This window comes from Lactiplantibacillus modestisalitolerans (genome assembly GCF_005405425.1).
GTDB classification, from domain to species: domain Bacteria; phylum Bacillota; class Bacilli; order Lactobacillales; family Lactobacillaceae; genus Lactiplantibacillus; species Lactiplantibacillus modestisalitolerans.
On record NZ_BJEA01000001.1, the window covers coordinates 220777 to 242534 of the forward strand.

The following is a 21758-nucleotide window of genomic DNA, read 5'->3' on the forward strand; positions in this document are numbered from 1 at the left end:
CCAGACCAACTGACGCCTGCGCCTGCTACGATAACGGCCCAACGCAAAGTGCGCGTCAGGCCGTTATCTAGGCAGTGCTCAGCGTCAACCCGTTGGTCTTCCGCACTCTAATCATCATGCCTACTCTGGCTCAAATCAACCTGATCCAGCGGAATCATCTTTGTCCGATAACGAATTTTATAATAAACGTACAGTACAATAAACAGCGGAATACTCATGTAAGTAACCCCAATCGCCTGCCAATCCAGCGTAGCAAACGAATGAATATCCTGACCCACAATCACGATTAAACATAGTAGAAACGCAAACAACGGGCCAAACGGGAACCACTTCGCATGGTAGCGCAACTCACTAAGTTGGTGACCCTGCTTGACGAACGCCCGCCGGAAACGCAAGTGCGAAATGGCAATCCCTAACCAAGCAATAAACCCGGTCAACCCACTCGCAGAAACCAAGAAAATGTAGATCCGTTCACCAAACATGCTCGAGAGGAACGTCAGTAACCCAATCACCGTCGTTCCTAACAACGCCATAATCGGAATTCCGCGGCGGTTAACGCGGCCAAAGGTCTTTGGTGCGTAACCTTGCAAGGAAAGTGAGTATAGCATCCGCGTCGAGGCGTACATCCCCGAGTTAGCCGCGGACAACACGGACGTCAAGATGACCGCGTTCATCACGCTAGCGGCGGCGGCTAAGCCGGCGCGTTTAAAGACCAACGTGAACGGACTAATTGCAATATCAGTTGCGGACGACCCCAAAAGGTCCTTTGACGTATAGGGGATAATCGCCGCAATCACGAAAATGGCAAGCACGTAAAAGAGAATGATGCGCCAGAAAACCTGTTTAATGGCCGCCGGAATACTTTTTTCCGGTGTCGCTGATTCCCCAGCCGTAATCCCAATTAATTCGGTCCCTTGAAACGAGAAGCCGGCCACAACGAATACGCTGAGGATCGTCGGGATCCCCCCAACGAACGGTGCCTTCTTGTAGCTGAAGTTTTCAAGGCCGGTCGCGTGACCACCCATAATGCCAAAAATGGTTAAAACCCCGACCACGAGGAAGATTAATACGGTCACCACTTTAATCAGCGATAACCAGTATTCCGTCTCACCAAACGAACGAACTGATAGCGCGTTGATCATGAAGATCAGAACGAGCGCAATCAAACTAAAGACCCAGCCGGGAATGTCTGGCAACCAGAATTGCATGACGATCGCCGCGGTACTAATATCGACCGCTAAGGTAATCGCCCAGTTAAACCAATAATTCCAGCCCATCGCAAACCCGAGGGCCGGGTCAACAAACTTAGTTGCGTAGGTCGAAAACGAACCCGAAACGGGTAAGTACGTTGCCATTTCACCCAGACTGGTCATTAAAAAGTAGACCATGATTCCAATGCCAACGTAGGCGAGTAACGCGCCCCCCGGTCCGGCCGTTGAAATTGCGGAACCCGACGCTACGAATAAGCCGGTCCCAATACTACCACCCAGTGCAATCATGGATAAGTGCCGGGTCTTCAGCGACCGGTGCACTTCTTGATGTTGTTCTTCTGCCACTTGCAGAACCTCCAAAAAATCGATTTATATCTAAAAGTGTTCACACCGATTCAGGTAAGCCCAACCAAAATAAAAAGCCCCTTTGCAAACTGCGCAAAAAGACTTTCATCAGATGGTATACTTTAGCTGATTTCATCGTCGATAGCGCCCCGCGGTAATTCTTACCGCGACAGTCCTTGATTTATTCAACCAAGGCCCAACCGGCGCGCGGGTCAGTCACCCGCCGATTTCGGCGATCGCCCCGTTCCCCAGACCGCGTTAGCACTAACCTGCTTTGGCCTGGATACTGATGTTGATCGCATCCTCTTCTTTCGATATACTCAACCATTATACAAAATCATATCTCGTTTGACAACGATCAATTTTAATAGAATTGATCCGGTAACATGGTCTTACCTAAGGCCTTGTTATCCGCATAATCAATCGGCACGTCAATTACAACCGGCCCCTGGGTCTTAAAGGCTTGGTCTAAGACCGCGTCTAATTGCGTTGGGTCTTCAACCCGCAGCCCAGTTGCACCATAACTCTCGGCGTACTTCACAAAATCAACCGGACCAAACTTAACGGCCGCGTTTTCACCGTACTTCATTTCTTCTTGGAACTTAACCATGTCATAAGCACCGTCATTCCAAATCAAGTGCACGATGTTTAAATTCAAGCGAACCGCGGTCTCCAATTCCTGACTGGAGAACAGGAAGCCACCATCACCCGAAACGGAAACAATCTGGGTGTTAGGCCGCACTAAGGCCGCCGCAATCGCCCATGGTAAGGCAACCCCCAACGTTTGCATCCCGTTACTGAAGAGCAAGTGGCGCGGTTCGTAACTCCGGAAATGCCGGGCCATCCAAATGTAGTGACTCCCAACGTCCACCGTGACCGTCATGTCATCCGTAACCCGCTTTTGGAGGGCGGCGATAACGGATAACGGGTGGTTTAAGGTCGACTTTGGATCGATATTTGGCACAAAGTCCCGCGTTTGAAGGCGTTCTTGTAAGCCGTTCAAGTAATCCTTGGAGGCTTCACTCAATTCGTACCCCTTCATGTAAGGTAACAAGAAGTCTAACGTTTGGGCGATGTCACCAACTAATTCAGTTTCTGGTTGGAAGTTATGGTCGAGTTCGGCGCGCATGTCGTCAACAACGACGATCCGGGCCTTTCCTTCGGCGTTCCAGTTCCGTGGTTCGTATTCAATTGGATCATAGCCAACCGCGATGACTAAGTCGGACTTCTTCAATAACATGTCCCCTGGTTGGTTGCGGAATAAGCCCACCCGGCCAAAGAAGTGGTGGGCTTCCAAGTCGCGAGAAATCACTCCGGCCGCTTGGAAAGTTTCAACCACTGGTAAGTTCGCGGCGGTCACTAAGTTCCGAATCGCCTTCGTCACTTCTGGTGAGGAAGCCCGCATCCCAACGAGCAGGACTGGTAACTTCGCGGCCTTGATCTTTTGTGCTAATAAAGTGGCTTCCACCGGACTAGCCGGTCCCAATTTAGGGGCTTGGATTGGTGGAATCACGGGCGTCCGCACAACCGAGTCGGTAACGTCCTGGGGGATGCTGACAAAGCTAGCCCCCTGCTTAGCAGCGGTAGCTTCCTGGTACGCGTTGGCGAGCACTTCCGAAACGTTTTCCGGTTCCTGAACTTCGGCACTATACTTCGTAATTGGCTTGAACAGCGCCGCATTATTCATACTTTGATGGGTTAGTCGGAGCAAGTCGGCCCGTTGCACTTGACCAGAAATTGCTAAGACCGGGTCCCCTTCAGCGGTGGCCGTAACCAAGCCAGTGGCTAAGTTGCTGGCCCCGGGACCGGAAGTCGTCAGCACAACGCCGGGCTTACCGGTAATCCGACCAATTCCAGCCGCAATGAACGCCGCGTTTTGTTCGTGGCGGGTGACAATTAATTTCGGTGACTTCGGGTTAACGGGATGTTCCAAGCGTTCGAACACCCGGTCAATTTTGGCCCCCGGAATCCCAAAGACGTATTTTACATCGTGGTTCACGAGACTATCGACGATCGCGTCGGCCCCGTAATATTTATTATCTGCCATTTTTTAAGCTCCCTACCTTTGTGAAAAATCAATGTTAGAATACCACACTTAAGCCCGTAATCATAGGCATTTTAAGCCTTGTGAAAAAAGTTTGTAAACGCACCCGCTGACGGACGGCCGTCAAACTAAGCTTTTACAGCGAAAACGCATACAATTTAATTTGTGCTTGTACCATCGCTCACTTAGCCCGCCGCATCCGGGCTAACAACGCGTTTAATTGCGCCATTTTATCACTCGACTGGTCCGTCCAATCAAGCACCGGAATCGTTTCAACCATCAACAACTGTTTAATGAGCGAAGCCAACGTTTGTTGGGCCAAAAAGTCGAGCCAACGCTGGTCCGCCTGCGCAAACAGGTCGCTGACGATTTTGGTCCCGGCGTTTGCGACTGGCTCAATGTCTTGAAACACCCGGTCGAAGTCCCCCGTATTTGGAAAGGTGTGCAGGGTTCCTTCCAGGGCCGCTACCAAGTCCGTAATCGAAATTGTTTCGGGGGCTCGCGCTAAGTGCACGCCCCCGTTATTACCACTCGTGGAGGTGACGAGCCCCGCTACGGCTAATTTACGAATAATTTTACGCAAATAACTAGCCGAGCCACCAATTCGCTGGTGGATGACCGCGGCCGTAATCGGCACCGCGGGCTCCTGGGTCGCCAGAAGCACTAAAATACAAGCCGAACGCTCAAATGATTTAGCGAGTTGCATGTTGTTCATCCCCCGGCGCGGGTGCAACGCCCACGCAATCATAAAATAATTCCATTTGACCAGCCCCAAACGGCGCGTGTTGCGGGTGTCGGAACTGATCATACTTGTGAAAATTAGCCCGCTCTAAAATTAATTTGGAAGCCACGTTATCCGCCAAACAACTCGCGGTAATGCGGTTCAAATGTAAGCTTTCAAAGGCGTACCGTTGAATCCGGGTAACGGCCGCCGTCATAATCCCCTGGTGCCAATCCGCCGCGTTCAACATGTAGCCTAAATCTAATTCATGCGGGGCGGGTTCGCCATAACGGTTCATCCGCTCATAGAGACCGACGCTCCCCACGACTCGCCGTTGGTCCGCAACCACGATTGCATAAACTTGGGGTAGCTTCAGTTGCTGTTTGAGTAAAAATTCAGCCTCTGAAAAACTGTGCGCCGGGGTAAACCCAGCCGGTGCTGCCACCGCGTAGTCCCGAACGAGTGCGTAGTAATCCGCAGCATCGCTAGCAACAAACGGCCGTAACACTAACCGGACACCCTGAGCCGTGACCGTTACCATTTCCATTATTGTCCCACCTACTTGCGTTATAATAGCTATGTTAACCATATCAATTGAGGTGTTTGCATGCAAGTTATTCAACAAAAATTACCCGGAACCGCAGCCCGGCTAACTGGGTTTCTTCACTCCCCCGACCAAAACGCTCATCAGACTGCGCTTCCCGCCGTCATCATCGTCCCCGGTGGCTCGTACACCATGATTCCAACCGGCCAAGCTGAAAGTCTCGCGATGGCCTTTGCGGGGCGCGGTTACCACGCCTTTTTCCTTGAATACACCCTTCGAACCGCAATCGAGCCCCTTGAACTGGCGCCCGTCTACGACCTCGCCCGGGCAGTCCGTTATTTGAAACACCATGCTCACGCCTGGCACCTAGACCCGCACCAAGTGACCGCCGCAGGGTTTAGCGCCGGCGGCCACGTCGTCGCCCTCTATAACGACTACTGGCACGACCAGCTTCCCGCTGACTTGGACGTTGCTGCATCTGAATTACAGCTCGCCCAAGTAATTCTTAGCTATCCCGTCATTAGTCCGCTACTCGGTTTTCCGAAGGATTCCGCTACCATTCACAAATGGAGTGCGACTCCCGCAAAACTGGCCGCCGAACAACACGTCAACGCCTTCAACCGGCCGACCTTTCTGTGGGCAACGGCGGACGATCCAATCGTGCCCGCAGCGAACACCTTAGCTTACGCGACCGCGCTCGCCCAAGCGGCCATTCCGTACGAGTTGCACATTTTCAAGCACGGCCCACACGGCATCGCCCTCGCTAACACTCAAACGGCTTGGAAGCCGGATGCAAATCAGCCCCACGTTGCCCACTGGTTGGACCTCGCTTGTGAGTGGCTGGCGGCGCAAAACACAGCTCATTAAAAAATGACCGGCTCTAGCGCGGACTAATTCGCGGTAGAGCCGGTCATTTTTAGTTATAGTGAATGGTGGGTTGCCGAAACGTGTTCAGGTCAAACTGGTCTTGCGGTTAGCTACACAAGGAGCCATATGCACAAACCGCATACAGCTCCTTGTTAGGCTAATCCTCAGACCAACCCGTTTGAACTTCACACTCTATTGAAACGTGTTCGGGCCAGCTGACGCCTGCGCTTGCTACGCTAAGCCGCCATCGCCAAACCCGCGATAGCTCCTCGACTGCCTTATGGCCGAAACGTGTTCGGGCCGACTTGGTCTTGCGGTTAGCTACACAAGGAGCCATATGCACAAACCGCATACAGCTCCTTGTTAGGCTAATCCTCAGACCAACCCGTCGGCCCTCACACTCTTACAAATACGACCTATAAAACACCCGGTACCGCAAACATTTTTCTGCCCACCGGACGTACGCCCACTCCATCACCTGAGCCCACGCCCACGCCAACAGCAACGCCCCCAACGTATCCGTCGGGTAATGCGCCCCCAAGTAGATTCTTGAGAAAATCACCAATACCAGCCACACAATACTACCCCAGCGTAATACCTGCGACCACCGATAGCTGGGCCAATCCGGCACCACGAACAAAATGATCACCATCACCAGGACTGCCGTCCCCAACACGTGACCACTCGGGTAACTATACCCCGTATCCTGCGCCAAATGCCCAATTGGACGTACCCGCGCCACTAAGTGCTTGAAAAACACACCCAGTAGCATCGTGCTCGCCATATACATGACCGCCCAACCAGCCTGAATCTTATACTTAAAACCATATAACAAGAACGCCATAATCAGTAACCACAAGACGTCCTTGCCGGGCGACGCTACCCACGCCACCACTGTATAAAACACCTTAAAAAAAGAACGGTCACTAATTTGAACGAGCGACGTCACCGCCGCGTCCAACAAATCAATCCCGACAGCTTCGACACTAATAAAGTAGGTTAAATAAGCAAACAAAATGACACTAACCACAAACTTGATCGGCCGACTACGCGACTTATCGATCATCAAAGCGAGAACCCCCATACAATCTTTTTATTACGGAAATTATACCATAATTCATAATTTTCCTAACGACACATTAATTTTTAGTGTTAACTTTTAAAAAAAAGCAAAGAATTCACGATTTAATCACATTTTGGCAACAACCCGGGTATGCTTAAGAAAATTAATTAATTTACCGTTTGCGCCAACCACGTCCGTAGATGGTTCCCGTCGACTGTAAAAAATGCTAAACTATGGGTAACACTGTGGGTAGCTTTAATTACCATTGGAGGAAAAGTTCATGGAAGAAATGCCAAGTCGTTCAGAATTGCACCGCGACAAGCCGAAGGGCAATGCACCGCAAGGAAAGGGACCTAAGAAAAAGCATCCGGTTCGCAACGTGTTGCTAATCATTCTTGCAGTCCTAGTTGTCGGGGTCGGGGCCTTTGCCGCCCGAACCTATTTCAACGCTAAAAACGCTGCCGATACCGTCTTCAAGAGTAGTGGTATTAAGAAGTCCCGGAATACGAGTGCCGTTTTAAACGGTAAGAAGCCGGTCTCAATCCTCTTACTCGGAACCGATACCGGGGCGCTCGGGCGTGATTATAAAGGGCGGACGGATACGTTGATCATTGCGACGATCAACCCGAAGACCAACACCACCACCCTAATGAGTTTACCGCGGGATTCCGAAGTGGCCGTTTCAGGCTTTGAACAGGACTTTCCAAGTAAACTAAACGCTGCCTACGCTTATGGTAGTGCCGGAACTACCATTAAAACCATTCAAAAATGGCTAAACGTTCCAATTGACTACTACGCCCTAATTAACATGGGTGGCATGAAGAAGGTCATCAACGAAATTGGCGGTGTCGACATCACCCCAATCCGGACCTTCACTTACGAAGGCTACACTTATACCAAGGGCGTCAAGACCCATATGAATGGTGATAAGGCCTTACAATACTCACGGATGCGTTACGATGATCCTAACGGGGATTACGGTCGGCAACAACGGCAACGGCAAGTAATTACTGCCATCATCAGCGAAAGCTCGAGCGCAACGAACTTGTTGAAGCAGGACTTCATGGATTCTTTGGCTAAGCAGACCCGGACCGACTTAACGTTTGGTAACCTAACCAGCCTCGTTTCCAACTACCGTTCCGCAACTAAGAACATTGTCTCCGATCACGCTCAAGGTGACGGCCAAATGATCAACGGCCAGTCCTTCGAAGTGGTCCCACAATCAGAAAAGCAGCGGGTCACCAACGTTCTTCGCAAGTCCTTGGGGTTAAAAGCCGCAACGACCGGTGAAAAATACGCGAACCGCAACTAACTTGAATAACACTGATTACTAAAAGCTCGGCGCGAAAAATTAAAATTCGCGCCGAGCTTTTTAGGTTCTATGATGTTGATTTGCTGAGAAGATTACCAATTGAGTTTTCAATCCTGATGATTTTGACGGGCCAATAACACTTGTTGCCAGCAAAAGGCAATCAACCGATTTAATAGTTCAGCTAGCAGGAACCCGAGCGCAATCGCCCCGGTGATCATAATAACCTGCAACGTAAACTCAACCGCGAGTCGGTACTGCCCCAGCGCAAAGTTCCGGACCATTTGGTAGGCCTGGCTACCGGGAACGAACGAGACCAAACTCGGAATGTTGAAAATGATGGCCGGCATTTTTTTATACCGGGCCGCTAAACTGCTCAACACGCCGATCCCCACCGAACCAACCAAACTGCCGAGCACCACCCCGCCGTCCGCGGCCTGAATCAGCAAGTAGGCCCCCCAAGTCAAGGTTCCAATCCAACCGGCTAAGTTCAGCGCCTGGTGCGGGATGTTTAAAATCAACCCGAAGCCGAGCACGGCCGCGTATGCCAAAATCAATTGTCCTAAAACACCCATGCCAGCCTCCTAAAATAACGTAATAACAACCGCAATCCCAAACCCAAGCGCCGCCGCACTCAGCATCGCTTCCACGCCCCGGGCTGGGCCACTAATGAAATTGCCAGCCAGCGTGTCGCGCACCGCGTTGGTCAACGGGACACCGGGAACCAGTGGCATTAAGCCCCCGATAATAATATCGTTAATGTTGGTCCCCCAGCCGACTTGGTAAGCCCACTCGGCAGCCAAACCAATTAACAGTGCGGCCACTAATTCGCTTAAAAACTTAATCTTTAAATACCGATTTAACAGGTAAAAAACAAGGTAGCCCAACGTGCCAATGACCACCGTCGGCCACGTATTAACCGTCTCATCCCGAAACATGATCATTAACGGGCCGCTGACCAGGGCCGCACCAACTAATTGTAACCATAACGGAAACGAGTGTGCCGCTTGATCGATTAAATTCAACCGCCGGTAGAGGGTCGGCAAATCAATCTGTCGGGCTGCAAATTGGCGCGACAACGCGTTGACCTGCGACACCTTTTCCAGGTCAATCGTCCGCTTATTAATTGCCGCAATCTGGGTTGCGTTTCGGCCCTGAATCGACATCATGACTCCGGTAATCGTCACGTAGGTATTGGCATCCGGGACCCCGGCATTCGTCGCGATCCGCATCATCGTGTCATCGACCCGCGAAATTTCCGAGCCGTTTTCTACCATGATCCGCCCGGCCTTTAAACAAGTCGCAATAATCAGTTCATCGGTTGTCACTTCGTCACCCCCATAAGTTACTAATAGCGTAGGCCAAAGCCCCGGTTGGCGCAAGGATTATTTTGAAGCTAATTCGGGAGTGGCGAAGCGCTTAATTTGGCGCCGTACCAATTGGTATTGGAATTACCGCCAGCGTAGTTTCCAATCAAAAAGGATTAGATCAATCGACCTAATCCTTTTTCAGGAGGCGCCGCCACGCAGCCCGCGCGTCCCCCTTGACTTGATGCCAAGCGGCGTGCCGTTCACTAGTAGCGTTTTGACTATTCCAATTGGACCGCTGAACCATCATGTTGATGGTGCCAATCAGCCGAAACCAGAAACAAACTAAGTTATAACCCGGCAAGGTAAAAATCGTCCACCACTGGTGATCATAAAAGTGGCGCTCATCATCAAAGGCGCGCAACAACGTCCGCACACAAATAAAGTTTAACAATTCTACTAAAATGTAGAGAAAATAAATCAAAACATACGACGCAATCAAGACAACTGCCGAATAACGGAAAAATAGCAACACGAAGCTAGCGAAGAACCAAATCATCTTCGGAAACATGAAGGTGTGGTCAATCATTAACCGTCGAACTAAGAAATTATTAAAAAAGTAATTCAAGCCCATCCGGCCCGCCGTATAGCGGTGAATCGATTCTAGCTCACCACGTTGCCAGCGTTGCCGCTGGGTATAGAGCTCCGCCCAGCCGCTAATCGGTTCAATGTAGAAAATCGCGTCGTGGCACAGGGTGATTCGATCCCCTAATCGTTGCCGAATTTGAAAGGTCATGTCCGTGTCCTCACCAACCGTGTCCGTATTATACATAAACGTCCGGTACAACACGTCGCGGCGAAACGCCGAAAAAGCTCCCGACATTGTAAATAGTTGATTTTTCCGCGATTCAATCGTCCGCCCCGACAAGAACGCTTGCGCGTACTCAAAATATTCATTTTTTTGCAAACGCCGTAACCGGTGGCGCTTCGTTTGGCGAATCATCCGGTGATCCGACAAAATGGTGCCGGTCATCGCTGACACGCGGCTATCATTTTCGAAGCGTAGCACCATGTTCATCAACGCGTGCGGTTCCAATTGCCCATCGCTATCAATATTAATGATGTACGTCCCGATTGCGTTATACATCGCCACGTTCAAGGCTTGGGCCTTCCCCTTAGCCGTGTGAATAATCGACAGGTGCAACGTTTCAAATTGGTTTTGCGCCTGCGCGAACACTTGAAAACTATTATCGGTACTTTGATTGTCCGCCACGATAACCTGAATTAAATCATCCGGATAAGTCGACTGCGCAATCGAGTCCAGGCAGGCAAACAGCGTATCTTCCGAATTATAAACGGGCACCAAAATTGAAATAACTGGTAATTTTGCTGGCGGGGTCAGCTTCACCGGGTGCGTTCCCTCATAATAAACCCGAAACGCCGCTAACATGGCCGGAATAATTTCAACAACTACCGGGATAATCGTCCAGGTGATCCAAAAGCCCATTTTAAAAAACGTTAATTGTAACCAATAATCAATCATGGGCGCCACCACCAATCAGTCGGTGGACGTGGGTGTACAATCCACGCGCCATCTGCGTGTACGTAAAGACGTTATAGTACAGAATAATAACCAGCACGTAGAAGACCAAGCGCCCAATGATCGTGTGAGCCATAAAGAACGCTTCCGGACCGAAAAAGTGAATAATTGTAATTACGATGGTCAGCCGGAGAACGTTATCCAGGTAAATCCATAAAATACCAAAGAGCGCGTAAAACGTCCGTTCCGGCGCACTATAAGCCGGGAAAAAGACGACCAGCGCAACAAAGGCAGTTGTTTCGATAATCCCCGAGCACTCGTAATCAATCGTTAGCAGGGTCGTTGCGTTCGCACTCAGAATATGGACGATGCCGTACTGCGACATCACGTCGCACATCCCGGTCAACTGGCCCAAACCGTTAATCGCCGCAATGACCGCGTGGGTGAAAAACCACACCCAGTATGGGTCTCCCAGCGCAATTAAGATGAAAAAGAGCCCAACGCTCCCGACAATAAAGAAATATGCCGGCAGGTGAGCTCGCCGTAAAACGGATAAAACGTAAATCCAAATAATTGTGCCGAGTAATAATAACGGGTTCATAAGCGGTCCTCGAGTGAACGCCGGCGCCGATATTGCCAAAAGCCGAGTAACGCAAGCCCAAAACCACTGCCTGCTAGGAGGATTGGCCCGGTACTGCCGCCACTGACCGTCATCGATTCGGCACCCAAGGTACTATTCTTTAAAGTAATCGTCTGCCCATCATCCGCGGACGCACCCAACGCTTTTAATGGTAGCTTAACTTCAAAGATATCCGTAAAACCACCGGTTGCTGTACGCTTCCGCGTTACGTAACCGCTCGCTCCCGCGGGCTTTGCTTGCCAGTCATTAGTTTTTTCATTGTAAACCCCCATTGTAATCGCTTGAGTTTGATCAACCTTACTCAAAGCTTGGTAGGTTTGCCCATCAGCATTTTCAATCGTTAAATCATAGACTACGTTTCCAATCGTTAACTTATAGTCAGATGGTTGTAAAGTACGATAACCGCTTCCCCGATTTGGTGACATGTTAATGTAGATGTAGAGGTTACCATCATATTGTAGCAAGGCCCCTTCTTTGACATTAAAGTCATCTCCAGGTTCTCTGATTTTAGTTTTAGAAACGCCGGCCCAATCATCAAAGCCCCCGTCAATCTTAATGTTCGGGTGCCCGTCGTATTGCTGACCGGGTTCCGTGGTCGAACTGGAACTGGAGCTGGCGCTGGATTGACTTGCCGGATTGGTCGCTACTTGATTCTTAGTTGAATAACTACCAACACCGTAGCCACCGCCACTCAATGTAAAATTCTGTTGCTCATCAGTTAGCTGCAAGTCTGATAACGGAACTTTCCCCTCAAAAACATTCTGATAGCCATCTTGACTATTGTTCTTTACTGCAGTGACATAAGCTGAAGCATTCCCATTATTATTGTAACTTCCAGTTTTATTTGAGTAGACGTTCACCATAATTTGGACTTTTTGGCCAACTTTTTTAGGCGCTTGATAACTCTGGTTATTCAATGGCTGAGGGGTTAACTCATAAGTATTACCTCCCACTTTAAGAAAGTACTTTTGGCGCAGATAAAACTGGTTACGAACTTCCCAATTATTTTTCGCAGTTGGTGCAGTCCCCGTCGGATTCATCGCCACGTAAAAGTACAACTGACCATTATTCACCACCATGGCCACCTCAGCCTGACTACTCGTCTTTGTTTTAGCCACGTTCTGCCAGTCATCCACGTTACCGTCAATATTAATATTAGTCGCGGCCCGCGCCGGCATCCAAAAAGTCGCTAGGCCTAATATTAGCGCGAGTGTCCACAGTAACCATTGTCGGTTGGTACGAAATTTCATCAAAAATCGCCCTCCTTAAATACTGACACTGACCGAACTAATCCCGGTCAGTCACATCGATACAGTACGCCCGAATCGGCGAATCACTGACTTCGATGCGCATTAACTGGGCGCCGTTCTCACGTAGCGTCCGGTCAATCTTATCAAATAAATATTCCGTCACGTTTTCCACGGTCGGGTTAACGGTCGCAAACTCCGGTAGATCGTTCAAAAACTTACCAGACAATTCATCCAAAGCCTCGTGCAGGTGCTTTTCAATGTCGAAAAACGCGACCATTTTATCAACCGTATGTAATTCACAAACAATTTCCCAAGTGTGGGTATGTTTTTGGCCCACCCCACTAGCCCAGCGAACGGCGTGGCTAGCGTTAATGTACGATTTAATTTTGTAGCTGTGATGTTTAGTCATTCTAAAAGCCCCCAAATCAATCCCTCTCAATGGTTATTTTAGTTGAATTGTTAACGGTTTACAATAGTCCTGCTTACCAAGTGGTATACTTTTGGTAAGTAAGAAAACAAGGAGGCGCAATCGTGAAAAAGCTCGCAAACTTTAGTCACCTGATCATTCAAATGAGCTGGGGACTCCTCTTCGGATTAACGCTCTACTTCGCGTGGACCTCCACCAATTTCATCATCGGTGACAATGCCACCTTTGGGACCAGTACGACCGCCGTTACGACCACTTTCGTTCTAACCCTCCTGGCCGTCATCATTGGTCTACTTAGTTATCAACCGTTACGCCACTGGGCTTACACGGTGTTTGTCCGCCATCAATACTGGACGGCCGGTTTGTTAATTAGTTTAACGATTATTTGGCAAATCATCTTCGTGACTGCGGTTCACCCGGTCAGTGGTTTCGATGCCGGGATGCTCCATTACGCGGCAGTCAACCCCCAGCACGTTCAAGAGTTCGCGGTGCGGGGCTACTTTAGTGTGAATCAAAACAACTTACCGATCATGCTCCTAATGCGGCAAATCGTCGTGGTCACTGGACAAACGTCGTGGCAGTTTTTTGACTACCTAACGCTGGTTCTCGTCGATCTCTCAGCACTATTCAACCTCCTAACGATTGCGGTTTTAAACCGGCGAACCCTCGGCATCGGTCTTTACCTACACGCGGCCTGGCTCGCCGTCTTTCCCAGTATTCTAATGCCCTACACCGACGCCTGGGTCTTGCCGGTCGTTTCATTAACCCTACTGATCGTCGCAATCGTCACCCACAACCAGTTTCCGCTACTCGTGCGGGGCGGTTGCACCATCCTCCTGGGGCCCACGTTAGTCGCCACCTACTTCTTAAAGCCTTCAGCCATTATTCCGGTCATTGCGATGCTGGTCGTCGCGGGCTTGTGGTGGCTGAGCCACAACTGTCGTTGGCACGGCCCAACGCTGGCACTAAGCGTCATGGTACTAGTACTGACCGTGGACGGCGCGTGGTTAAGTTACCGCGTCACCAACCAAGCCGTTCAGCACCAAACCTACATTCAAATCGACCGCGCCCGGGCGATCCCGGCCATCCACTTTATGGCGATGGGGGTTTACGGTGAAGGCGGTTATAGCGAAAAACAAGCGGTCGCGATGGCGGCATTACCGACCAAGAAGCAAAAAACCGCCTACTCCCGTAAAAAACTGGTCAAGCGGTTAAAGCAATTAGGCCCGTGGGGCTATGCCAAGTTTCTCTTTAAAAAGCAACGCAACAATACCGCCGATGGCACCTTTGGCTGGCTGAAAGAGGGGCACTTCTTCCGCGATAATCAAAAACCTAGTCAACGGGGGTTCGCCAACCAAATTAAAAATTACATCTACTTGTACGGTGAGCACATCGCCGACTTTCGCTTTATCGCTCAAGCCTGGTGGATTGGGCTACTAACCCTGATTGCCCTTGGTTGGGGTTCTAAGCGGCCCTTCGACGAAATCTTACGCTTAAGTTTAGTGGGGACCTTCCTGTTTCTCCTGCTGTTTGAAGGTGGCCGTAGTCGCTACCTCATTCAAGCCCTTCCCTGCTTCTTGATTTTAGCCAGCTTACGCACGCCGCGGAGTTGGCACCACCTAGTCAGGTTCAAGGACTGGTTTAACGGCACCCGGCCGTCCCCAGCAAATTCCAACTAAAAAGTCAAAAAAACCGGAGCTGCAGTAAAAACTGCAACTCCGGTTTGGCTTTTTTAAGCGTTAATTAGTCTTTAGTAACGTTAACAGCTTGTGGGCCACGATCGCTTTCTTCAACGTCGAAAGTAACTGCTTGGCCTTCGTCAAGACTCTTGAAGCCGTCTTCTTGGATAGCTGAGAAGTGAACGAAAACGTCACTACCGTTTTCGCGAGTAATAAAACCAAAACCCTTGTCAGCGTTAAACCATTTAACTGTTCCATGTTCCATAATAAAAAAATCCTCCTAGTGCAAATTTGCACGAATAAAATAATGTAAATCATGATTTCGGTGCACAAGGGGATAGTTTTTATAAACCAATCTGACCAAGTTTCCCTAACCAAGCTACAAGGCTAATTGTAGCATATTGTTTTTAAAAAAGGTAGCTAAACCACTAATTTCCTGAAATTCTTTATAGCACAATAACAAAAGCAGAATGAATCGATCGCCCACTTACTTTTTGTTCGGAACGAGTCGAACAATTGACCTACTTGACGAAAACGTTATGGGCCGCTTTGAAGCTAACCGGAATCTGTTCACCGGTCGCTTGCACTTCAATTGTGACCGGTCCTTCGAACGGGGCGTGCTTGATAACGGTCACTTCTTGCCCGATTTTTAGGGCAATTTCATGTAAATACATGAGCAAATCATGGTTGTCAATAAACCGTTCAATAGTGACCTGACTACCGTCCGCGGTATCTGCCAAACTAGTATGACTATCTTCTTGGTAGTGCCCGTCCTTATCCGGAATGGCCCCCCCGTGCGGACAATGCGTCGGGTTGCCGAGGTAAGCTTCCAGGGCGTTTACGAGCCGTTCACTAGTCACGTGCTCCAACACTTCCGCTTCGGTATGGACGTCTGGTAGTTCGTAGTCCAGTTTATCCACTAAAAAGTCTTCCCAGATTCGGTGCTTCCGCACGAGGGTTTCCGCATAACGCACACCCTTCTTAGTCAACGAAATCCCGGCATACGGGGTGTGCTTCGCTAAACCTTCCTGCACTAATTTACCGACCATTTCCGTAACGGAACCAGCCGCGATATCCAAACTAAGCGCAATTTGCTTATTGGACACCTTTTTCTTCGTACCACCAAGTTCGAAAATAATTTTTAAGTAATCTTCCTTCATGGGGGTCATGAATACGCTTCACCTCAACTAAAATTTACATACTAAACGTTAATTCCACTATCTTACTACAATTGACACTTAAGCGCTACCGAGATCCCGGTTCACCGACAAACTTTTGAAAAACGACCTTAATCGTGTCATAATTAAATTGTAGCGCAAACCAACCAATTTGGTTACACTTCAATCATAATTTTGGGACCGTGCTTCAATACTAAGGAGGAACCGCATCGTGAATGATGATGCTCAATTATCAATTACCGAACTCGCGCCAGAACTACAACACAAAGCAGTCAAAGACTTTGCCACGTTCTATCTGCCGCTCTACGACCGTAACAACCTCGAATTAATGTCCAACTTTGACGTGGCCAACTATATGACCGACATTAATGAACACCTCAGCTACGGCCGGTTTATGACCACCGACCAACGGATTGCCGATAGCGTTGATTTTTCAATGGCCGATTACGTTAACTTAATCGCTAACTTGGATCAACACTACTACGCAACCGGCACCCCCGCCGTCAACTGGACGGAATGGTATGCCACCCACTTCTTACAAATTTCCAATTCCTAATTTTGATTAATTGAGCCTCGGCCAACCGCCGGAGCTTTTTTTGTGCCTCGCGCCACCAAAAAGGACCCAAGCTTTCCCGCATCACTTGAGTCCCCCCGTAGGCATCATCTTTCGGGCGATTGAAAAACTAATCTTTCATTCAATTACACGTTGTTTTTTTATGCACGATTACTACCCACGACCGGTGGGTATCTCTCAGCGCTCATCCGCGCTCCGTTAGAATATCTTTAATAAAGTTAAACGACAAAACACGACCAACATGACAGTGGTCAATCCAGCCAGAAGATCGATTGACGAGCGGGAAACTTGAAGGCCCAATTGACTGACCGATACCTACTGGTTTAAATTTACCATCATTTAACCGTTTCCACAAGCCAGACGTAGGCGCGCCTAACCTTTTTTATTTCGCTGGATACAGGCGGTAATGTGGTTGCCCGTCCTGAATAAAGCAATACAGCTGTTGCGTGTGTTCCTCATCAAAATAGCCCAGCTTGACCATGTGGTGACCGTCACGTTCCTCCACCCCTTGAAACGCCGTCATCACGAAGACCCGAATCATCTCCATTTGATTCCCGTGGTCGTCTGCGCGCTTAACGGCTGCCGCCAACGTAAAACCCTCGTCCAACATCATTTTAATGAAATGGACCCGCATTAACGTCGCGTACGAATACCGATGAACCGCATTCTTTTCAGTTGTCTCTAAACTATGCACGTACCCCTTTTGTTCCCAGTAACGCAACTGCGTCTGCGAGACCCCCGTCATCTTAGCTAAATCACTGATGCTGACCGTAAATTCGTGTTTATGAATTTGCGCTTTCAGTTTTTTAAACAGTGCTGCGTCTTGATTATCCACTTTCTAACCCCATTTCTTTAATTTCCAATATTTAGTATATATTTTATTATACGCATGTCAAGTTTGTTGACAAATATCTTCAATCCGCTTATATTAGTAGGCGTACTTTTTTAGAGAGAAGGAATTGATTTGTCAACAACCGTTGATACGCACGGCAAACCGTATAAGCGCGGTTTGCTGATTGCAATCTTATTAATTGGGACGTTTTGCACCGTCCTCAACCAAACCATCTTAACAACCGCCTTTCCAACCTTAATGAAGGATTTTGACATTACCACGTCGACGGTTCAGTGGTTAACCACCGGATTCATGCTGGTTAACGGGATCATGATTCCCGTCAGTGCCTGGCTGAGTTCCCGTTTTTCCACTAAGTGGTTGTATTTATCCGCAATGTCCATTTTTGAACTGGGGACCATCATTGCTTGGGTAGCGCCGAACTTCGGTACCTTACTAGCAGGCCGCCTCATTCAAGCCGTTGGGGTCGGGGTAACGATGCCGTTACTCCAAACCATCATGCTTACGATTTTCCCCGCCGATAAGCGCGGGGCCGCCATGGGGATGGCCGGCATCGTTGTCGGCCTCGCCCCGGCGATTGGCCCGACCCTTTCTGGTTGGGTGATCGATAACCTTTCCTGGCGTGACCTGTTCGGTTTAATTATCCCGATTGTCGCCCTCGTTTTAATCCTCGGATTCTTTTTCATGGCTGACGTCCTAGAGACTTCTAAGCCGAAACTTGATTTCTGGTCACTCGTCCTATCAACGATTGGTTTTGGGAGCCTACTTTACAGCTTCTCGTCCGTTGGTGACAGTGGCTGGACGTCCACGGTCGTGTTATCCACCTTAATTATCGGGGTCATCTTCATCATTGGCTTCATCTGGCGCCAACTCACCATGGAGAACCCCTTCCTGGAGTTACGAGTATTCAAGCACGTCGAATTTACCGTCGCCGCCGTCTTAAGTTCCGTTGCCAACATGGCGATGGTCGGCGCCGAAATGGTTATTCCATTATACCTACAAATTATTCATGGTTTTTCCGCGTTCGAGTCCGGACTTTCCTTACTAGCCGGTGCGCTGATGATGGGAATCATGAGTCCCATTACGGGGCGTGCGTTTGACCGCTTTGGCGCTCGGCGCCTGGCGTTACTTGGGATGTTCCTCTTAACGATTGGGACGCTGCCCTTCGCCTTCATCACCCGCACAACGCCCACGATTTACATTGTCTTTCTTTACGCGTTACGGATGTTCGGGATTGCGATGGTCATGATGCCGTCCACGACTGCCGGAATGAACGCCCTGCCCGTTGATCTGATGGGCCACGGGACCGCCGTCAACAACACGACGCGTCAAATTGCGAGTTCCATTGGGACGGCCATTTTAACTTCGGTCCTTTCCAACGTAACCAGCAGCGGCGAACCCGCCCACGCGCTGCTAAAGTCCGACCCCCTGCGTTACCAAGATAGCTACCTGAATGCAACCCTTAACGGTTACCACGCCGCCTTCTGGGTGGCCGTTGGATTCAGCGTTGTCGGCTTGATTGTGGCCTTCTTCATGAAGGATAAGCAACATTCCGTCAAACCAGTGACGAAGGAGGCGACGAACTAATGATTTTAATTTGTTTAGTAGTTAGTGCCATCGCCCTATTTATTTCGTTCGTTTACGTGGCACGCCAAACAACCCGCTTAACGCTAACGGCCATTTTCGGGCTAATGCTGATCGGGTCGGTCGCGGCCATTTCCGCTAACGATAGTCAGCACTTAGGAATGGTTAAAACGACCACTACTAAAACAACGGCGCTCAAGTCGGCGGGGAGTTCCACGCAACCCCAGCTGTTGCTCTACCAAAGTGTCGGGCAAGCCGATAAGCACCGCGTCTACGTTTATAAGACGACGGCTAACCAAAAGAAAACCCAGCACACTGCCGCTAACGTTAAGACCACTAACCGCGTCAAAACAACAACGGCCACGCCGAAGTTAGTGACCAAAACGACCCGGTGGACTTACCGGTCAACGGCGATGCGCTGGTGGTTCGGGCTCGCCAACAATGACCAGCAACTGGTCAAGCGAACCCACACGTTCTACGTGAACAGTGACTGGGCGGTGTTGAGCACGACGCAGGCCAAGCAGCTTGCTAAGCTCATGAAGCAGCACCAAGCTCAATTAAAGACGCAGGCCCAAAGCTACGTCCAACAAAAAGTGGTGGCGGCTAAAACGAGCCAACCAACCATCAGTGCTAGCGAACTAAAGCAAGTTAGCCAAAAAGCGGCCAGCGATTTTCAAGCGCAAGCCGTGCAAAAGTTCGTTCAACAAGTTCAGTCAAACGATTAGGATTACTGGCTATTGCCATCCATGCTAATTTAAGCCCCTCAGGTTACGGATCAATTAGTGTTAAGCTTGCCGCCAGCAGCGGGTATAACCGGTTGGCTGGAACACTGCGGACATCGATTTGAGCTCACGGCTGACTTTGATAATCCCCAAACGGTAAAGCAGATTCTGTGGAACGCTTGCTAAATTAGGTGCAAACTTGTCTGCTTATTCTAGCGGTTACAGAGAGTTTGTAAAAACTTCAGCTATCGGCCTTTTAGTAGATCGACACCATACATTACAGAATTAATTTTCAATCCGCGTCCAGTTTTTACTGGATGCGGATTTTTTTACGCCCGAACGTGCCCGCTAATCAGTCACAATTTCTGGCTGGCGACACTCCCGTTAATACAGCGCAAATTAAAAGCGAGCATCCCCAAGGAATACTCGCATACCGTGACTATTTAAATTACGCTGTTGCACACTGCTCACAGAGTGGCATCAAGTCTTTTAGGTCTTCAACGGATGAGCCGTTTTCTAAGAAGCAATTGACCATGTCCAGCCAATATTGATCGTCAGCGCTAAAGTGGGCGTGAACGTCCTTGCAAGGCAACAAGCCCGCTTCGGTATAAGCGACGATTTTATCAGCAGCGACCCCGCTCCGGGCTGCTAATTGTTCCAGAGTCATCTCTCTCACCATTTGTCCTTTCAAAGTTTCAATGCGATAATACTACGCTCCCCCTACTATAAATGCAAGCAATAATTCGTTAACGGCGAGATTAAATTCCGATTAAAAATCTCTTCATTATTTTCACCAAAAAGTGTAGACTAACAACTATCAATTATTTTTATGAAAGGGGGCCTCTCCATGGACGCAAACCTTAGTTTTCGCAGTGGGCTGAAAGACGTGTTGCCAACGGTCTTCGGCTATATCGGCGTTGGCCTGGCGCTCGGAATCGTCGCCAATACCAGTCACCTCTCCGTTGTGGCGATTTTACTGATGTCACTGATCGTCTACGCGGGCTCCGCCCAGTTTATTATCGTGAGCATGTTACTAACGGGGAGTCCAATCTCAGCAATTGTTTTATCAACTTTCCTAATTAATTCCCGGATGATCCTGATGAGTCTCACAATTGCCCGTTATTTTAAACAAGATTCATTCCTTCAAAACATCGGTCTCGGCTCACTGCTGACCGATGAAACCTTTGCGCTCAGCATGAACAAGCTCAATTTAACTCATCACCGCTTACGGCCAACTTGGTTGCACGCGGCAAACATCGTCGCCTACCTCGTCTGGGCGGCCGCCACGGTCGTCGGTTGCCTGCTAGGGAATCTAATTCAGGATCCCAACCAGTTTGGGCTCGACTTTGCGGTTGTGGGCATGTTTATCGGTCTGCTGTACCTTCAATTGATCACCGACCGCAGTAAACCGTTTACGACCCAGTTACTCGTGATTGGCTTCGTTGCGGTTGCCATGTACGTTTTAATGCGCTTTTTCCCGGGAAATATTGCCCTCTTACTCGCGACCTTACTAGGTTGCGGCTTCGGAATGGTGGTGAGTCCCAAATGAGCACTTACATTATGACTACCATTCTCCTGTGCGGGCTCGTGACTTGGCTTTCACGAGTGCTCCCGTTTGCCGTCATTAAAAATATGACCCTTCCCGCCTGGCTGATCAAGTTTCTTTCGTTCGTCCCCATTGCCATCATGACCGCCATTTTCGTCGAAAGCCTGTTGACTTACCACGCGGGGCACTGGCCCGGGTTCGACTTCGCCAACATCGCTGCATCAATTCCCGCGATTGTTGCGGGCATCCTGACCAAGAGCTTACTCGCAGTCGTCATTACCGGGGTCGTCGCCATGGCGTTGCTACGGCTGACCGGCTTCGCGTAGTCGGCGGTTAGCGGTTAAGTCACTTTTTTCT

General features: G+C 49.5%; 22 protein-coding genes, 1 pseudogene and 1 riboswitch. Of the genes and pseudogenes, 8 read left to right on the forward strand and 15 right to left on the reverse strand.

Annotation, left to right across the window (positions count from 1 at the left end):
• Positions 1-107 precede the first annotated feature (107 nt).
• From FFM79_RS01055 to FFM79_RS01070, 4 genes are all read right to left on the reverse strand, one after another.
• Positions 108-1556 carry an amino acid permease gene (locus FFM79_RS01055; RefSeq protein ID WP_137641615.1) on the reverse strand — a complete coding sequence of 483 codons (1449 nt, stop codon included), beginning with the start codon at positions 1554-1556 and terminating at the stop codon, positions 108-110.
• Between the two features lie 134 nt (positions 1557-1690).
• Positions 1691-1872, reverse strand: a riboswitch (Lysine riboswitch).
• A 48-nt stretch (positions 1873-1920) separates the two neighbouring features.
• Positions 1921-3603: an acetolactate synthase AlsS gene (gene alsS / locus FFM79_RS01060; protein ID WP_137641616.1), complete on the reverse strand. Its 1683-nt coding sequence runs from the start codon at positions 3601-3603 to the stop codon at positions 1921-1923.
• Between the two features lie 178 nt (positions 3604-3781).
• Positions 3782-4306: an RrF2 family transcriptional regulator gene (locus tag FFM79_RS01065; RefSeq protein WP_137641617.1), complete on the reverse strand. Its 525-nt coding sequence runs from the start codon at positions 4304-4306 to the stop codon at positions 3782-3784.
• Positions 4293-4868: a GNAT family N-acetyltransferase gene (locus FFM79_RS01070; RefSeq protein ID WP_137641618.1), complete on the reverse strand. Its 576-nt coding sequence runs from the start codon at positions 4866-4868 to the stop codon at positions 4293-4295. The genes FFM79_RS01065 and FFM79_RS01070 overlap by 14 nt, the downstream gene beginning before the upstream one ends.
• Before the next feature lie 60 nt (positions 4869-4928).
• On the opposite strand from FFM79_RS01070, the gene FFM79_RS01075 reads away from it, so the two are divergent.
• Positions 4929-5732 (forward strand): lp_1002 family arylesterase, encoded by an 804-nt coding sequence (locus FFM79_RS01075; protein WP_137641619.1) that lies wholly within the window; start codon positions 4929-4931, stop codon positions 5730-5732.
• 403 nt (positions 5733-6135) lie between these two features.
• On the opposite strand, the gene FFM79_RS01080 is transcribed toward FFM79_RS01075, so the two are convergent.
• Positions 6136-6798 carry a phosphatase PAP2 family protein gene (locus FFM79_RS01080; protein ID WP_137641682.1) on the reverse strand — a complete coding sequence of 221 codons (663 nt, stop codon included), beginning with the start codon at positions 6796-6798 and terminating at the stop codon, positions 6136-6138.
• A gap of 277 nt (positions 6799-7075) precedes the next feature.
• Between FFM79_RS01080 and FFM79_RS01085 the strand changes: the two genes are divergently transcribed.
• Complete coding sequence (locus FFM79_RS01085) at positions 7076-8107, forward strand: LCP family glycopolymer transferase (RefSeq protein WP_137641620.1); 1032 nt, start codon at positions 7076-7078, stop codon at positions 8105-8107.
• Positions 8108-8214: 107 nt separating this feature from the next.
• Here the strand turns inward: FFM79_RS01085 and FFM79_RS01090 are convergent, their stop codons facing one another.
• The 6 genes and pseudogenes from FFM79_RS01090 to FFM79_RS01115 form a co-directional block, all read right to left on the reverse strand.
• A complete protein-coding gene (locus FFM79_RS01090; protein ID WP_137641621.1) occupies positions 8215-8679 on the reverse strand; it encodes a threonine/serine exporter family protein in 465 nt (154 codons plus the stop codon).
• A 9-nt stretch (positions 8680-8688) separates the two neighbouring features.
• Complete coding sequence (locus FFM79_RS01095; protein ID WP_137641622.1) at positions 8689-9432, reverse strand: threonine/serine exporter family protein; 744 nt, start codon at positions 9430-9432, stop codon at positions 8689-8691.
• A 169-nt stretch (positions 9433-9601) separates the two neighbouring features.
• Positions 9602-10954, reverse strand: a complete 1353-nt coding sequence (locus tag FFM79_RS01100; RefSeq protein WP_225424341.1) for a TIGR03111 family XrtG-associated glycosyltransferase — start codon at positions 10952-10954, stop codon at positions 9602-9604.
• A complete protein-coding gene (xrtG, locus tag FFM79_RS01105; protein ID WP_225424349.1) occupies positions 10947-11669 on the reverse strand; it encodes an exosortase XrtG in 723 nt (240 codons plus the stop codon). The genes FFM79_RS01100 and xrtG overlap by 8 nt, the downstream gene beginning before the upstream one ends.
• Positions 11579-12841: pseudogene (locus FFM79_RS12830) on the reverse strand (Firmicu-CTERM sorting domain-containing protein); the annotation flags it as partial. The pseudogene FFM79_RS12830 and the gene xrtG, both read right to left, overlap by 91 nt.
• 37 nt (positions 12842-12878) lie before the next feature.
• Positions 12879-13250, reverse strand: a complete 372-nt coding sequence (locus tag FFM79_RS01115; RefSeq protein WP_137641625.1) for a 6-carboxytetrahydropterin synthase — start codon at positions 13248-13250, stop codon at positions 12879-12881.
• A 122-nt stretch (positions 13251-13372) separates the two neighbouring features.
• Between FFM79_RS01115 and FFM79_RS01120 the strand changes: the two genes are divergently transcribed.
• The gene (locus FFM79_RS01120) at positions 13373-14947 is read left to right on the forward strand and encodes a TIGR03766 family XrtG-associated glycosyltransferase (RefSeq protein ID WP_371852192.1); all 1575 of its coding nucleotides are present in this window, start codon (positions 13373-13375) and stop codon (positions 14945-14947) included.
• Positions 14948-15011: 64 nt separating this feature from the next.
• Here the strand turns inward: FFM79_RS01120 and FFM79_RS01125 are convergent, their stop codons facing one another.
• Together FFM79_RS01125 and FFM79_RS01130 are read right to left on the reverse strand one after the other, a co-directional pair.
• The gene (locus FFM79_RS01125) at positions 15012-15212 is read right to left on the reverse strand and encodes a cold-shock protein (protein WP_125070778.1); all 201 of its coding nucleotides are present in this window, start codon (positions 15210-15212) and stop codon (positions 15012-15014) included.
• A 256-nt stretch (positions 15213-15468) separates the two neighbouring features.
• The gene (locus tag FFM79_RS01130) at positions 15469-16116 is read right to left on the reverse strand and encodes a metal-dependent transcriptional regulator (RefSeq protein ID WP_137641626.1); all 648 of its coding nucleotides are present in this window, start codon (positions 16114-16116) and stop codon (positions 15469-15471) included.
• Positions 16117-16336: 220 nt separating this feature from the next.
• On the opposite strand from FFM79_RS01130, the gene FFM79_RS01135 reads away from it, so the two are divergent.
• A complete protein-coding gene (locus tag FFM79_RS01135) occupies positions 16337-16681 on the forward strand; it encodes a hypothetical protein (RefSeq protein ID WP_137641627.1) in 345 nt (114 codons plus the stop codon).
• A 400-nt stretch (positions 16682-17081) separates the two neighbouring features.
• Here the strand turns inward: FFM79_RS01135 and FFM79_RS01140 are convergent, their stop codons facing one another.
• Positions 17082-17534, reverse strand: coding sequence for a MerR family transcriptional regulator (locus FFM79_RS01140; protein WP_137641628.1), 453 nt, complete (start codon positions 17532-17534; stop codon positions 17082-17084).
• Between the two features lie 129 nt (positions 17535-17663).
• Between FFM79_RS01140 and FFM79_RS01145 the strand changes: the two genes are divergently transcribed.
• Entirely contained in the window at positions 17664-19136 is a 1473-nt protein-coding gene (locus FFM79_RS01145; RefSeq protein ID WP_137641629.1) for an MDR family MFS transporter, read from the forward strand.
• Entirely contained in the window at positions 19136-19858 is a 723-nt protein-coding gene (locus FFM79_RS01150; RefSeq protein ID WP_137641630.1) for a DUF4811 domain-containing protein, read from the forward strand. Before FFM79_RS01145 ends, FFM79_RS01150 begins: the two co-directional genes overlap by 1 nt.
• Positions 19859-20303: 445 nt before the next feature.
• Here the strand turns inward: FFM79_RS01150 and FFM79_RS01155 are convergent, their stop codons facing one another.
• The gene (locus FFM79_RS01155) at positions 20304-20522 is read right to left on the reverse strand and encodes a helix-turn-helix domain-containing protein (protein WP_137641631.1); all 219 of its coding nucleotides are present in this window, start codon (positions 20520-20522) and stop codon (positions 20304-20306) included.
• Positions 20523-20702: 180 nt separating this feature from the next.
• Between FFM79_RS01155 and FFM79_RS01160 the strand changes: the two genes are divergently transcribed.
• Together FFM79_RS01160 and FFM79_RS01165 are read left to right on the forward strand one after the other, a co-directional pair.
• Complete coding sequence (locus FFM79_RS01160; RefSeq protein ID WP_137641632.1) at positions 20703-21404, forward strand: AzlC family ABC transporter permease; 702 nt, start codon at positions 20703-20705, stop codon at positions 21402-21404.
• Positions 21401-21727, forward strand: coding sequence for an AzlD domain-containing protein (locus tag FFM79_RS01165; protein WP_137641633.1), 327 nt, complete (start codon positions 21401-21403; stop codon positions 21725-21727). Before FFM79_RS01160 ends, FFM79_RS01165 begins: the two co-directional genes overlap by 4 nt.
• The last annotated feature ends 31 nt before the right edge of the window (positions 21728-21758 follow it).